The following is a 14,571-nucleotide window of genomic DNA, read 5'->3' on the forward strand; positions in this document are numbered from 1 at the left end:
GCCTGGTTCAGCGGTTGATGGTGTAGGTCGTGCTGGTCATCGACCAGCGGGTCATGCGGGTGGCGGTTCCCTGGGTCCAGGGGCGGCGCAGGCGTTCGGCGATCTGGGCCATGTAGTCGACCGGCTTGGCGACCGGGTTGAGATCGCGGTGCTGGCTCACCTGGGCCGACAGATCGATCGGGTCCTGAAGCACCAGCGCGATCAGCTTGCCCTGCCCTGCCGGCTCGCTCGCCGTGAACTCGAAGCCATAGGTGGAATCGGGCACCATCAGCGGGCGGTTGGCGTAGATCCGGTTGGAGCGGTTCTGCGCCTGCGAATGCTCGTTGGGGAAAAGCTGGATCAGTTCGCCGGCGGCGTTGGCGTCGAGCAGGACCAGCGATCCTTCGACCTGGCTGGTCACCCGGAAGCGGACGGTCTGGCCGATGCGCACCGGGCCGCCCGGCAGCACCTCGACCTGCACGCCGCCCTGGTTGTCGTTGGCCAGCAGGGCGGTGGCGGTGTTCTGCAGGCTCGCCGGTGTCGGCGCCGGCGCCGGTGCGGACGTCGTCGCCGCCATCGTCGCCGGGGCGGCCGCCACTTCCCCGCCGGTCACCGGCAACGCCAGCTGCGCGGTGTGCGCTTCCAGCGTCGGGGTCAGGCCGGCCTGGCAGGCTTGCAGGGACTTGCAGTAGGCGTCCGATTCCTTCTGCACATAGGCGTAGAGTTCGGCGTTGGTGACGACGCCGTCGCCGTTGGCGTCGGCCTTCTTGTCGATGATGCCCTGCACGAAGCGGGTGGTGAAGACCCCGGCGACCGGGTGGGCCCGCGACTCCTCCAGCGCCTTCTGATAGGGGGCGACGGCGGTCCACACCATCCGGCCGGGCACCTGCGGGACGAAGCTCGTCTCGGCCCGGTGCAGGGCGACCGCGCGGGAGCTGATCGGCTGCGGACGGTCGATCTCCGGGATCAGGGGCAGGCTGCGCGCGCCCTCGATCTCGTCGAAGGCGCCACGGCTGATGGTGCCGGAATGGCAGCTGTCGATCACCACCGTCACCTTGCGGTCCTTCAGCGCGTCGAGCAGGACCTCCATCTCGTCGTCGATGATCATGTTGCGGACGCCGCCCTTGCCGTCGGGTTCGGCGTCGGCGGCGACCAGCGTCTCGTCGAGGCCGTCCTCCTCGTCACCGTTGGTGTCGGGCTGCTGGTGGCCGTGGCCGCTGAAATAGAAGAACACCTCGTCGCCGGGCTTGGTGCTGTCGATCAGCCAACTCCGGAAGCTGGACAGGATGGCGTCGCGCGTCGCCGCCTGGTCGAACAGCTCCTTGATCTGGTCCGGCCGGTAGCCCAGCGGGCCGCGCAGCAGCCGTTCGATGTTCTTGCCGTCGTTGACCGCGCCGTGCAGCTTCCAGGGGTCCCTGGCGTATTCGTTGATCGACACGACCAGGGCATGCTTGTCCGCCAGGGCCGGCGCCGTGCCGGTCGCAACGGCGCCGGCGAAAACGGCCAGCCCGAGGGCGGCGGTGGTCAGAACATTCATGCCGGGAATTCCCTTTGGAAGAGGACGGTCGGGCGGCGGTCACGGAGCGGCGCTCAGGGGCCCACGGTGTAGACGCCGTGCCAGCCGATTTCGGCGGTCTTGCCCGGAAGATGGCGGGCCAGCAGCTCGCCGACCTTGGCGGCGGCGGGCTGGCCGTCGATGGCCGCCAGGTCGCGATGAAGCTCGGTCAGCGGGGCGGCGCTGGTGATCGCCACGAAATGATCGGCGCCGAAGGGCGGATCGACCTTCAGCGTCAGGGCGTAGGGCTTGCCCGTGGCGATCTGCAGCGGGTCGTGGATCGAACCGCTGTCCTGCGGATAGAGGAAATTGACGGTGCCGTCGTATCCGATGTTGATCAGCGTGAAATAGGTCTGGCTGTGGCCGCCGACGGTCAGGGTGAAGGTCTCGCCCTTGCGGTAGGCGTGGTCGTCCGGCTTGAGCGCCAGGCTGAGCGAGCGCCGCTCGGCGACGCCCTCCAGCCGGTCGATCAAGGTCCATTTGTCGACGACGCGCTGCAACCGTTCCAGCGTGGCCGGATCGCCCGGCTTGCCCGGCACGTTGCCCACCACGTCGCCTTGCGACGCCACCACGTCGCCGGTGGCGGGATCCCACAGCAGCCGCGCGGTTTCGCTGTCGCCGGCCGGCCGGACGCCGCGCAGCGCCGCCGCCATCGCGGCGCTGTCGCCGCCCATCACCCGCAGGGACAGCGGCCGCGGCGCGGGAAAGTCGGGGGTCGCGGCGACGGTGTTGCGGGACGGCAGCAGCGCCAGGGTGCCGCGCCCGGTGGGCTGGACCTGCGGGTGCTGCCGCCCGGCCACCTTCATGCGGACGGTTTCCTGGATGAAGGCCTCCAGCTCGCCCTTCGACAGGATGCCGTCGCCGTCGCGGTCGGCGTTGCCGCGCAGGGCGCGGGCGAAGGCCCAGCTCAGCGCGCCGCGCGGCTGGTCGTCGATGTAGACCTCGGGCGCCAGTTCGTTCTCGGCCACGGCGGCGAAGAAGGTCACATGCTCCTGGTCGGTCTTCTCGACCAGCGCGGCGTCGCGGGTCGGCGGCGGCAGCGCGTCGTCCTCGATCGCGCCATAGGCGGCGAAGCGGGTCCCGAGCGCCCCGGCCCGCCGGTCGAAGCCGCGGGTCATCGTTCCGGAATGGCAGGCGTCGGAGACGAAGATGACGCGGCGTGGTGCGGCGCGCTGCATCATCGCGGCGATCTCGTCGTCGATGATGCGCTGGGCGGTTCCCGGCCCCTTGGTGTCGAAGCCGGCCAGCAGAATGACCTCGTCCAGCCCGTCCTCTTCCGACCCCTTGACGCGTTCCGGCTCCTGCCCGCCATGCCCGGCGTAGGACAGCACCAGCACGTCGTCCGGCCGGCTCTTGGCCAGAAGCCGCTCCCAGGCGGCCATGATCGCGCCGCGCTCGGCGGCGGCGTCGGTCAGCAGCACCACGTCCTTGGCCCCGCCGTCGGTCAGCGCGGCGGCGATGTCGCGGGCGTCGTTGACGGCGCCGTGCAGCTTGTTGATGTGCTGGTAGTCGTCGATGCCGATGACGAGGCCGAACATGTCGGCCCTGGCGATGCCCGGCAGCAGACCGGCGATGACGGCGGCGGCGACCGTTCCGGCGACCAGCCCGGCCGACGTGAGCCTGGGGAACAGGCGCGGGCTCATCGGCGCAGCTCCACGCGGCGGTTGATCTGGTGGATCTGTTCGGCGGCGTAGCGGGTCGGATCGTCGAGGACCATCGGTTCGGTCGGGCCGAGGCCGATGGTCTGGATCGTGCCGGCGTAGCCGTTCCGCCGCAGATGGGCGGCCACCGCGTTGGCCCGGTTCAAGGACAGCGTCATGTTGTAGTCGCGGGCGCCGCGTGAGTCGGTGTGGCCGACCAGGGTGATGGCGGCGGGGGACTGGGTGCGCAGCGTGGCGGCCAGATCGTCGGCCGCCGCCCGGCCCTTGGGCGTGAATTCGGTCGAATCGTAGGTGAACTCGATCGGCACGGCGACCTTCGTCGGCTTGAAGCCGCGCAGATTGGCCGAGGCCAGACCGCTGGGCGCCCCCGACCGCGTGGTCGGCGGCGCGACGAACCGGTCGGCCAGCAGGCGGCTTTCCTCCGCCTGCTTGAAGATCTGCTCGATCACCGCCGGCTCGGGAGCCTTGGGCGTGGCGACCTCGTCCTCGATGACGGTCAGGGACTCCTGGTAGCTGGCGGCGGCCTTGGCGTAGTCCTTGCGCTCGCGGGCGATGTCGCCCAGCCAGGCATGGACGCGCCAACTGGCGGCGAAGCGCTGGGAATCGGCAAGCTCGCCCTCGAAGGACGCCAGCGGCTTGCCCGCCGGGACGCCCTGGACCACCGCCCGCTCGATCCCCCGGACCACCGCCCGGCCGAGCTGGCCGCGGGTGTCGTTGCCGCAGGACGAGTCGAGAAGCGCCTGTTCGTAGACCGCCTTCAGGCCGCCGGTGTCGCCGGCCTGCTGGAGGTCGCGGGCGCGCTGCTGCAGGGCGGCGCAATCGGCCAGGGCTTGCGGCCCGGCGGCCGTCAGGACGGTCAGCGTCACCGTCGCGGCGAACGCCGCCTTGCTCCAGCGGGTGGAGAACCGGCGGACCGACAGGCGGGGCCCGACAGGAAACGTCTCCCGACGCGTCATCTCAAACGCTCTCCCAGGGGAATGCGGCATGGAACCGATCGGCCCATGGCAAGCCACAGGCCGAAGACCTCCCCTCTTACCATTCCGCCGCTCCGCCGTTAACGGATATGTTGAGGTCGCCTGCGGACTGCGAGCGATCCCGCGTGTGCCGGCGAGGTACAACATGTCGCAGTTGAACTCGATGTGGTGCATGGTTAGCGTGTTCCGCCTGTGTCCTCTGGAGCGACGGAATCGCCTCCATCCAGAGGGTGAGGAAACGCAAAACGTGTCGACCGACAAGGCCGGCTGCAGGAGCATGGACATGAAGCTTTCGACGGTTCTCCTTTGCGCGGTCGCTGCCCTGGCCGGCGCAGGCGCGGTGTGTTCCGCCTCCGCCCAGTCCAGCCAGCAGATCATGGACAACCTGCTCCAGCAGACCCAGCCGGCTCCCGGCGTTGCCCCGGCGGCGGCGGCCGACGGCGCGGCGCCGCAGACCAAGGTCTTCGAGACGGTCCCCAGCGCCGGCGATCTGCTGGACGCGCTGCTGCCCAGCCCGCAGACCAAGGATCTGATGGTCATTCCGCGCAACCAGCAGAAGCCGGTCGGCCTGTTGATCACCTTCGACTACGACAGCGACCGCATCACGCCGTCGGGGCGCGACTATCTCGACCGCCTGGCGGTGGTGCTGCGCGACCCGAGGATGCAGCCCTACAACATCGCCCTGATCGGACACACCGACGCCGCGGGCGACGCCGGCTACAACCTCGACCTGTCGCGCCGCCGCGCCCGCTCCGCGCTCGGCTATCTGGTGGCCAACTACAACATCAACCCGGCGGCGATGATCGTCGACGGTGTCGGCAAGTACGAGCTGGTGGTGCCGTCCGACCCCTACCATCGCAACAACCGCAGCGTGGTCGTCGCGGCGGTCGGGCGCCGCTGAGCCCCAGTCTTCCAAGAGCCGCGGGCCTTCGACAGGCCGGCCGACGGCGGCGACGCCGTTGCGCCCGGCCCGGTTTCCCGACCTTCCCCTTCGCGCCCTTTTGCCGGAGCCGCCCCATGCCGACCTTTCCCCTCCTCCGTTTCCTGGTTCCGGTCCTGGCGCTGGGGATCGGCCCCGCCCTGACCGCCTGCCAGCAGGTCCAGGCGCCGCCGCCGGTGGTCGTGCAGGCGCCGCCGCCCGCCTCGGTGCGCGCCGAACTGCTGCCCCTGCCGAACCCGGCGGCGCCCTTCGCGGTCCAGATGTGGTCGGGGATGCCGACCCACCCCCGCATCGGCGACACGCTGAACCTGGGGCTGCGCTCGGACGTGGATGGCTATGTGTCGCTGTTCGTCGTCACCGCGTCGGGCGGAACGGGCCGGTTGCTGGACAACCGCCGGGTCGGCGCGGGGGAGCGGGTCGAGTATCCGGGCCGGCGTGACGGCATCGATGTGAAGCTGATGCCTCCGGCCGGCGTGGAGAGCTTCGTGCTGATCGCCAGCCGGCATCCGTTGGGCATCCTGCTGCCCGGCGACGTGCGCCGCGCCGGCAGCATTGCGTCGCTCGCCCTGACCTCCCAGGAGCTGGCGGGTCGCATCCGTGGGGCGACGGCGGTTCAGCCGGCCGCGGACTGGAACGCCGCCATTCTCGACGTTCCGACATCCTTCTGATCCGCCTCACCGCCTTGTCCACCGCCTTGCCGCAAGGAGACCGCCGCATGCCCGGGTTCCGTTCCACATCTCTTCTGGCGTCGGCCGCGCTGGTCCTTCTCACCGCGTCCTCGGCCCTGGCCCAGACGGGACCGCTGGTGGGGGCGGGCGGGCCGGGGACGAAGTCGCTGGTGCCGATGCCCTACAACGCCAACCCCGACGTGGCGCTGGACATCGATGTCAGCCGGCGCCAGCCGCGGATCGGCGAGATGGTGGAGCTGTGCTTCTCCGCCTCGCGCAACGGCTACGTCACCTTGTGGGATGTCGGGACCAGCGGGCGGGCGGCCCGGATCTTCCCCAACCAGCATGGCGGCGGCGGGGCGGCGGCGACCCAGGTCACCGGCGGTCAACGCTATTGCGCCGGCACCGACGGCGATCCCTTCGCCTTCGAGGTCAGCGGCCCGACCGGGCGGGACGAGCTGTACATCGTGTGGACCGCCACGGCCGAGTTGCAGCCCCAGCGCGCCGATTTCGCCACCGCGGCCGAGCTGTCGGCCGCCTTTGAGGAGCTGAAGGGCAAGGCGCCCGACTCCTGGGCGACCTTCAAGACCGCCTTCGAGATCGTCGGGCCGGGCGGGCCCGTGGCGCCGCCGATGCCGCCGCCGCAGAATGGCGGGGCCACTCCCCCGGCCCCCATCCCGGCCCCCATCCCGGACGCGGCGCCGATCCCCGGTCCGGCACCGGCTCCGGCCCCGCCGACCTCGCAAACCACCGCGGCGGCGGGCGCCCAGGTCTACATCCTGGCCATGGGGTCGAACGTCAAGCCGCTGACCAAGTCGAACCAGGACGCCGCCATGTTCGTCGACGGCTTCCGCCGGCTGTTCGCGGTGCCGCCCTCCAACATCCGGGTCTACAACAACGTCTACCGCGCCCAGTTCAAGGAGGGCATGGAGTGGCTGCGCGACCGCGCCGGGCCGAAGGACTTCGTCGTCGTCTATTATTCCGGCCATGGTGCCCAGATCCCCGATGACGACGGCGACGAGGCGGACGGGCTGGACGAGGCCTTCGTCACCTACGACGTCGAAGGCAAGTCCCGGCCGTCGGTCGGCGATCTGGTGCGCGACGACGAATACGCGGCGTGGGTCAACGCGCTGCGGACCAACCAGGTGCTGAACGTGATCGACGCGTGCCACAGCGGCGGCCTGACCCGGGGGGTCGGCGATGTGGTCATGGGGGCCAACCCGAAATTCTATGTCCTGCCCAACCCCGGTCCGCAGGCCACCCCGCTTGCCCAAGGGAATGGGGCGGTGACGCCCGTCGCCATGCGCTCGCTCACCCCTGCCGCCACGCGCGCCAAGAACACGCCCAAGGGCACGACCCTGGCGGCGGCCCGCGAGGACCAGTCGGCGCTGGAGGGGGAAACCGGCAGCCTGTTCACCCTGGCCCTGCTGGAAACCCTGGGCCGCGAGCGCCGCGGCACCATGGCCGACATGTTCGCGGCGACGTCGCGCATGGTGGAGGCCCGGACGGCGTCCCGGCAGACGCCGGTGATGGTCGGCGAACGCACGGTGGCCGAGCGGATCGCCATCCAGCCCTGAGCGGCCCCCGGTGCCGGCTTTTCGAAGCCGGCGGCAGCGGCTGTCCCGCCCCAGCCGTCCACCCCACTGGCCCGGCGGTCCTTTTCAGTCAATCAGAACATGGTTTCATGATAGCAAATACGAAAATCATGACATGAAGAATGAGCCCGTTGCCGCGCAGGGTGGGCGAGCCTTTGTAGGGCGGACGGCGACGGCCTCGGGGGCCGGCCGGCGGAGCGCGGCGGTGCCGCCGACGCACCGGTCGCAAGCCTGGGGCCATCGCCCGCAGCGGGCCGCCCGCCGGAGCGGACCGGCGGACCAACCGCGATGACGGGAGCGACGCCCCGGCGGCGGGCGGGCGCCGCCGGGGCCGTTCCGTTCAGCCGCGCAGGGCGACGACCTGGCGCAGCGCCTGCTCGGCGGCGGCGAAGACGCCGTCCCAGTCGCCGGGGGTGGTCTGCCGGAACAGGCGCATCGACGGGTACCAGGGGGTGGTGTCGCCCTTGTCGCCATAGACCCAGTAGGGCATGAACTGCAGCAGGTTCCACACCGGACGGCCGAGCGAGCCGGCCAGATGCGCGACCGAGCTGTCGGTCATGATCACCAGGTCCAGCCGCTCCAGCACCGCCGCGGTGTCGGCGAAGTCGTTGAACTGCGGCCCCAGCGGCGTGATCAGAGTCGAGGTGCCGAGCGTGTCCAGCTCCGTCTCCGGCGGGCCCTTCTGGATGCTGTAGAGCCGGACCTTCGGCACGTCGAGGAAGCGCAGGAAGCGGCTCAGCGCGGTGGCGCGCCGCGCGTTGTCCTTGAAGGTGACGCGGCCGGACCAGATGATGCCGACCTTCAGCGTGCCATCATGGCCGGGCACCAGCCGGGCGGCCTTGGCGCGCGCCTCGTCCGGGATGGTCAGGCGGGTCGGCGGCGGCACCGTCTCGATCATGGTGCCCAGCCGGTGCGGCAGGCTCATCAGCGGGCAATGCACGTCGTAGGGCGGATAGGCGGTGCCGGCCTGGACGAAAGCGTCGACGCCGTCCAGGCCGGACAGCAGCCGCTGCAGCTCCGGATGGCATTCCAGCAGCACCCGGCCGCCGCGGGCCTTGACCATCGGCGCGTAGCGCGCGGTCAGCAGGACGTCGCCGAAGCCCTGCTCGGTGGTCAGCAGGATGGTCTTGCCGCCCAGCGGCTCACCGTTCCACATCGGCCCCTGCGCGATGCGGTTCTGGTAGGTCGGCAGCGACAGGCGGGAGTCGTAGTCGCGAAATCCCTCGACGTAGCGGCCGAGCTGAAGCAGGGTCAGGGCGCGGTCCCAGCGCAGCATCGGGTCGCCGGGCTTGGCGCGCAGGGCGACGTCCAGGATCTCCAGCGCGCGGTCGAAGCGGCAGCCGTGCCGGAGCGACACCACCAGGTTGGACAGCAGGCCGGCGTTGCCGCCGGACAGCACCACCGCGCGCTCCTGCGCGGCGATGGCCTCGTCGTAGCGTTCGACGTCGCCCAGCACGTTGCCGAGGTTGGTCCAGGCGCCGGTGTGCCGCTCGTCGAGTTCCAGGGCGCGCCGCTGGCAGGCGATCGCCGCCTCCGGCTTGCCGGCCTGCCGCAGCAGGGCGCCGAGCGCGCTCCAGACGTTGGGGTCGGTCGGCTGCTGCTCCAGCATCCGCTCCAGCAGGTCGATGCTGAGGCCATGGGTGCCCTGGGGCGTCGCCGGGGCGGCCTGAGTCATGTTTGCCTTCATATCACTGTCGCTGGTGGTCGGCGGGTGGTGGAACGGATCGTTCGAGGGCGCGGAAAGGGGATAGACGGCTCGTCCGGGAGAGTCAAACCGTCCCTTTGGCCGTCCCTTTTCCACGCCTTGTCCGCCGGTGTGGGGTGGAAGGCGGTGAAACGGCGGATCAGCGCCGGCGCAGATCCTGAAGGTCGATGTCGTCGATCCGGAAGCCGGCCTGCCGCAGCGCCTTCAGGACGATGACCTTCTGGGCGGTGCCTTCGCGGGCGGCGGCCTGCCGCAGTTCCTCCACCAGATAGTCCGGCAGCATGGCCTGCCAGGGCCGGGTCGGCGCCGGGCGCAGGATGGTTGGCGCCGGGACGGGGGCCGGCTGAACGATGGCTGGCGCCAGCGGCGTCGCAGCCGGGACCTCGGCGCCGCTGGCGGCGGCGGGGGTGGTGGCGGGCGCCGGCTCCGTGTCGGTCGGCAGGAAGCCCTTGCTCAGCCCATACTGGCGGATCGGATCGATGTCGTCCGTGCCCAGGCCGCTGATGCCGATGCCGCCCAGGGGCGGACGGGACGGCTTGGCGGCGGGTTTCAGGGATGGTTTGGCGGGGCTGTCGGTCGACATGGAGGCTCCGGTTGGGCGACGGCGGATAAGCCATGAAGCCTTATCATGACTTGGTGTCCTGTCTTCAAGACATGTATCGGCCGTGGCCGTGGCCGCAGCGGAATAGCGTCCGGCGTGGCCTCGGCAACACAGAGGGCGTGCGGCGGGCTGTGATGACGCCGCCGGAGCATCGGCGCGTCCCATCATCAAAGAAGAACACATCATGAAATCAGGACATGAAAACAGGAGCGGGCCGGAGGTGGTGCGGCGGTGACGGGATGGCGCAGGGTTGGCAAACGGCCCGCCCATGGCGGCAGATTGGCGGCCGCGATGCTGACACCCGGTTGCCACGAGCACCGCCACCCGGCTGCCTTGCCGGACCACAAAACCATGTCATGAAAAATCGACATGGTTTGAGGGCATGACAGAGCGGAGTCTTCGCTTCGGGCTGATGCGGTTCGGACTGGCGGTGGATGGGGCCTGCGTCCACGGCCCTCATTCAACAGCGGCGTCGAGGCCGGCAGACCCCAAAGGGCGGCGCCTGTGTGCAGGGGGGCGTTGTGTCCGGACGCGGCCCGCTGAGACAGCATGCCATTAAATCATGAGATGGTGATGGGCGCGGGCGCGCCTCCACGGGGCGCGCGACACTGTGGTGGGTGGATTGGGATCGGCCGGGCGGCTGTGTCGCGGCGACGCAGACCTTGGGCTTGCCATCCGTTGCCGTCCCTCGGGACTGGTTCAATCCACCGGACCGCGGCGCCATTCGGCCGCCGCGGCCCGCCCTATCAGGGGCGTTCGGTTCGTCGAGGGCCGTCGCTCGTGTCGCCGCCCGCGGGGGAGATGCAGCGGGCCCGATTTCCCTGTCCTGTCATCATGACAGCAAATCATGATATACCACGCGAGCCGCTGATGGACATCGCCTCGCTTGGCGCCGCAGAGCGTCCGGCCGTTGACGTGGCGGTTGCGGCGGACGTCGGCCGATGCACCGAGGCATAAGATCATGTCATGAAATTGAACTGTATTATCATGACACGATTTCATGGCAAGTCGCGGCCGCTGCGGTGGCGGCGCCACGCCGTCATGGGCCGGGCAGGCTGGATGACGGCGGGCCGGCTGCCCTGCCCTGTTCGCCCAATCTTCCGATTGCACGCGCCGGCTGGTGCGAGGGGCGTCGGGCCAGTCAGGCGCGCGGGATCAGCGGGTTGGCCGGCGAGTTTTCCAGGAAGGCCACGAACTCGTCGGTGAGCGCCCGGACGTTGAGGTCGGCGTTGCTGTCGGGGTTGACCTCGCCCGGGCCGTGGCCGGTGTAGGTCATTTCCTTCAGCAGCGAACGCTCGATCAACTCGGTGCGGAAGCACGGGACCTCGTGCTCGGTCAGCAGGCCGCGGGCGTGGCGGTCGACGCGGGATTCGATCGCCGCCTGGGTGCGCACGATCACCACGCTGGAGGCCGGGGTGTGCTTCAGCACGCCGACGGAATCCGCCACCACCTTGAAGGTGCGCACCGTCTCCTTCACGTCCATGAAGGACTGCTGGGTCGGGATCAGCACCCCGTCGCTGACCGAGAAGGCGTAGAGCATGGTCAGGTTGCCGAAGCCGGCGAGGTCGATCAGCGTGTAGTCGAACTGGGGCGCGTTCTCCTGCACCGTCTGGCGGACGTTCGATTCCGTGATTTCGTCGATCACCCGCACGCCCGCGTCGCGGCGGCGCCGCGCCCATTCGGCCAGATGGCGGTTGGGGTCGCAGTCCAGCAACAGCACGCTCGCGTCGCGCCGACGCAGTTCGGAGGTGAGGGCCATCACCAGGCTGGTCTTGCCGACACCGCCCTTGGTGGAGGCGAAGCTGTTGATCCGAGGCATGCAGGAGGTTCCCGGCTGATGGGAGAAGGCGAACCCAAGGAGGGGACTTCGCCGATTGGCAGGGCGGATTTACACGCAAGAACAGGAAAGATGGAAGTGGTTTCACGTCATGAAGACGAAGCATGAAATCATGAATAATGAAATCATGATCTGTTTTCATTCCTTCTGCGTCCGGCGGTCATCCGCGCGGCGCCTCGGCGGTGGTGCCGGCGCGGCGCTTCAGCCGGTGCACCGCGTGCTGGCCGCCGCCGGTGGCGCGGACCGAATAGAAATAGGCGCTGTCGTCGGTCCAATAGCGGCCCTCGCCGTCGACCATCACCGTCCGGCTGTGGATGTCGGTCGGGTAGATGGTCAGCCGCGGCGCCGGCTCGTCGGTGAAGCCGGCCAGATGCACGGCGGCGAGCGCGGCCTGGTCCAGGAACCAGTAGGGCGCGCCGCCGTCCAGGAAATGGCGGATGTAGCGCCGCGTCAGGTCGAGGAAGCGCAGCGCCCCGCTGGTCGGCCGGGCATGCAGCACGTCGGCGTAGAGCAGGCTCCAGATGTCCAGCCGCTTCAGCGCGTGGCTCATCATGCCGAGATCGGAGTGGGCGGACGAGGCCAGCAGCGGGTTGAGGTCGCGGATCGCCAGCAGGTCGACGTCCAGCATCAGCACCGGGCGCTGCCAGCGGACCAGCAGGTCGGGCAGCACCAAGAAGCGGCTGCAGGCGTAATAGGTCTTGGCGAAGGCGCCGAGCGGGGCGAGGTCGATCGTCTCGCGCAGGATGATGAATCGCTCGCGCCCGTACGCGGCGGTCAGCGTCGCCAGCGTCGCCTCCGCCGCGGCGTCGGGGTTGATCAGGTGCAGCGCGATGGCGCAATCGAGGCCGCTGTCCTCGACGATGGAGCGCACCATCGAGGGCAGGAACTTGCCGGCGTAGACCGCGTCGCAGGAGGCGTAGACGACCAGCGGGCGGGCGGCGGTCGCGGCGCCCTCCTCGATGGTGGCGCGGATGCCGGCGGGGGGCGGGGCCTGACGCAGCGCGCGCAGGAAGGCCGGATCGGTGCGGGTGACGCTGTCGCGCCCGCCGTGGCGTTCGGCCGCTTGGGCGAACAGGGTGTCGGCCTCCTCCAGCCGGTGCTGCTCGGCGCACAGGCAGGCCAGTCGGCTGAGGGTGAAGGACAGCTCGGGGAAGCGCTCCAGCGCCCGGCGGTAGGCCCGTTCGGCGCGCAGCCCCTGGCCGTCGCGGCGCAGCGCGTTGCCGCAGGCGACCAGCCCGACGGCGTCCTCCCGCCCCTGGAAGCGGGCGACGTCGCCGGCTTCGCCCAGATGGGTCAGCAACTGCCACAGGTTCGACCGGCGGGTCGGGTCCTGCGGGGTGAGGCGCCACGCGGCGAGCGCGTGCTCGGCCGCCGCCGCCATGTCCTCGCCCACCAGCAGCCGGGCGAGGGCGTCGTGCGCGGCGGGCCGGTCGCCGTTGCCGGCGCTTTCCAGCGCCTGGCGGCACAGCGCCTTGGCGGCTTCGCGGTCGCCCGCCGCTTCGGCCTGGAGGGCCGCCTGGAGGGTGTCCTGGGTGGCGCGGGGAAGATCGGGGCTGGTCATCGTCGGCTCGGCCAGGGACAGAGGGTGGCGGCTTCATCCCACGGGTCCCGCCTGTCTGGCAAGCGGCCGCCCGCCGGAGGCCGCCCGTGTCCTCCCGAGTCGCCCGTCCGGGCCGGCGCCGGGTGGTGAGGGGCCGTGGACGAGGGTGAAAAGACCAAGCCATTCCCGCCCTTTGGAAGACGCATGGCGGCCGGAAGCGGAAACGCAGCCGTTTTCGAAGAACGCGCTTGAACAACCGGGACAATACCATCAACTGTTTGTATGGACCCGGGAAAGGGTTCCAGCCGAAACTGTGCCGCGTCGGGTCGTCCGACGTGGCACTTTTATCGTCGGGGTCGATGGTTCCGACATCCATCATCGGCCGGGCTGTGGTCCGAACCGCAAGCCATGGCGGGAGCACCGGATCGTGAGCATCGCCGACGGGCTGAAGGTCGCCTTCGACATCCATCTCGCCGGCGATCTGGAGCGGGCCGAGGCTTTCTATCGCGAGATCCTGCGGGTCAGCCCGGGGAACCCGATGGCGGCGACCCTGCTGGGCCTGATCCGTTCGCAACGGGCGATGACCCGCCAGAGCAAGCACAAGACCCTGGCCCTGCTGCGCGGCCTGGGTTTCCGGCCGGCCACCGTGATCGACGTCGGCGCCCAGACCGGCACCCCGCCGCTCTACGAGGTGTTCCCCGACGCCCACCATCTGCTGATCGAGCCGGTGGTGGAGAACGAGCCGGCGCTGCAGCGGCTGTGCGCGCAACTGTCCAGTGCCGAATACCGCATCGCGGCCGCCGGGCGGCGGAGTGGAACGGGGGCGCTGGCGGTGACCGCTGACCGCCTCTATTCGTCGCTCGTCCAAGTCGACGACCAAACGCGGCCAGAGGACACGCTACGCGAGGTTCCCGTTGTCCCGCTCGACGTCCTATGCGCCGAACGCGGCTGCGCGGGTCCCTTTCTGGTGAAAATCGATGTCGACGGCCTGGAACTCGAGGTTCTGGCCGGCGCGGCGACGCTGATGACGCCGGACAATGTCTTCGTGATCGAGGCAACGGTGGGCGACGCGGCCCCGCGTCTGGCCCCCATCATCAACGCGATGGCTCCGTTCGGCTTCCAGGTCTGGGACATCGTCGATTCCCTGTACCGGCCCGACAACGAACGGCTCTGGCAGGTGGACCTGGTGATGGTTCACCGCGACGGCCCCTACGCCCCCACCCCCTGAACCGGCGTGCCCTGAATCGGCATGCCCTGAGCCGTCCCCTCTCCGGCGCGGTGGCGGAGCGCGTCCTCGACGCGGTCCATGGCGTCGTCCCAGCGGCCGGGATGGCTTTGGCGGAACAGGCGCATGGTGGGGTACCAGGGGCTGTCCTGGCGGTCGAGCATCCAACGCCAGTCGGGTGCGAAGGGGACGAGGACCCAGACGGGCCGGCCGAGGGCTCCGGCGAGGTGGGCGACGGAGGTGTCGACGCAGACGACGAGGTCGAGGCCGGCCATGATGGCGGCGGTGTCG

Annotated in this window: 12 protein-coding genes; 4 read left to right on the forward strand and 8 right to left on the reverse strand. The window is 70.2% G+C overall.

Annotated features, from left to right (window positions below):
- Nucleotides 1-7 precede the first annotated feature (7 nt).
- The 3 genes from TSO352_RS00565 to TSO352_RS33070 are packed head-to-tail and all read right to left on the reverse strand — an operon-like array spanning nt 8 to nt 4,151.
- Entirely contained in the window at nt 8-1,516 is a 1,509-nt protein-coding gene (locus TSO352_RS00565) for a caspase family protein (protein ID WP_109105457.1), read from the reverse strand.
- A 53-nt stretch (nt 1,517-1,569) separates the two neighbouring features.
- Complete coding sequence (locus tag TSO352_RS00570; RefSeq protein WP_109105458.1) at nt 1,570-3,177, reverse strand: caspase family protein; 1,608 nt, start codon at nt 3,175-3,177, stop codon at nt 1,570-1,572.
- A complete protein-coding gene (locus TSO352_RS33070; RefSeq protein WP_158284489.1) occupies nt 3,174-4,151 on the reverse strand; it encodes an OmpA family protein in 978 nt (325 codons plus the stop codon). Before TSO352_RS33070 ends, TSO352_RS00570 begins: the two co-directional genes overlap by 4 nt.
- Before the next feature lie 301 nt (nt 4,152-4,452).
- On the opposite strand from TSO352_RS33070, the gene TSO352_RS00580 reads away from it, so the two are divergent.
- From TSO352_RS00580 to TSO352_RS00590, 3 genes are all read left to right on the forward strand, one after another.
- A complete protein-coding gene (locus TSO352_RS00580) occupies nt 4,453-5,070 on the forward strand; it encodes an OmpA family protein (RefSeq protein WP_158284490.1) in 618 nt (205 codons plus the stop codon).
- Nucleotides 5,071-5,186: 116 nt separating this feature from the next.
- Entirely contained in the window at nt 5,187-5,777 is a 591-nt protein-coding gene (locus tag TSO352_RS00585) for a DUF4384 domain-containing protein (RefSeq protein ID WP_109105460.1), read from the forward strand.
- Nucleotides 5,778-5,824: 47 nt separating this feature from the next.
- Nucleotides 5,825-7,354, forward strand: a complete 1,530-nt coding sequence (locus TSO352_RS00590; protein WP_109105461.1) for a caspase family protein — start codon at nt 5,825-5,827, stop codon at nt 7,352-7,354.
- Nucleotides 7,355-7,712: 358 nt separating this feature from the next.
- On the opposite strand, the gene TSO352_RS00595 is transcribed toward TSO352_RS00590, so the two are convergent.
- From TSO352_RS00595 to TSO352_RS00610, 4 genes are all read right to left on the reverse strand, one after another.
- Nucleotides 7,713-9,047, reverse strand: a complete 1,335-nt coding sequence (locus TSO352_RS00595) for a tetratricopeptide repeat protein (protein ID WP_247871805.1) — start codon at nt 9,045-9,047, stop codon at nt 7,713-7,715.
- A gap of 169 nt (nt 9,048-9,216) precedes the next feature.
- Nucleotides 9,217-9,660, reverse strand: a complete 444-nt coding sequence (locus tag TSO352_RS00600; RefSeq protein WP_109105463.1) for a hypothetical protein — start codon at nt 9,658-9,660, stop codon at nt 9,217-9,219.
- A gap of 1,159 nt (nt 9,661-10,819) precedes the next feature.
- Entirely contained in the window at nt 10,820-11,497 is a 678-nt protein-coding gene (locus tag TSO352_RS00605; RefSeq protein WP_109105464.1) for a ParA family protein, read from the reverse strand.
- Between the two features lie 178 nt (nt 11,498-11,675).
- The gene (locus tag TSO352_RS00610) at nt 11,676-13,076 is read right to left on the reverse strand and encodes a tetratricopeptide repeat-containing protein (protein WP_109105465.1); all 1,401 of its coding nucleotides are present in this window, start codon (nt 13,074-13,076) and stop codon (nt 11,676-11,678) included.
- A gap of 406 nt (nt 13,077-13,482) precedes the next feature.
- Between TSO352_RS00610 and TSO352_RS00615 the strand changes: the two genes are divergently transcribed.
- Nucleotides 13,483-14,283: an FkbM family methyltransferase gene (locus TSO352_RS00615; protein ID WP_109105466.1), complete on the forward strand. Its 801-nt coding sequence runs from the start codon at nt 13,483-13,485 to the stop codon at nt 14,281-14,283.
- Here TSO352_RS00615 and TSO352_RS00620 read toward each other — a convergent pair.
- Nucleotides 14,265-14,571 (reverse strand): glycosyltransferase family 9 protein (locus tag TSO352_RS00620; protein ID WP_146210676.1); only part of this gene is annotated, 307 nt, incomplete at its 5' end. The two genes, TSO352_RS00615 and TSO352_RS00620, sit on opposite strands and share 19 nt — an antisense overlap.

The organism is Azospirillum sp. TSO35-2, from assembly GCF_003116095.1.
Classification (GTDB): domain Bacteria; phylum Pseudomonadota; class Alphaproteobacteria; order Azospirillales; family Azospirillaceae; genus Azospirillum.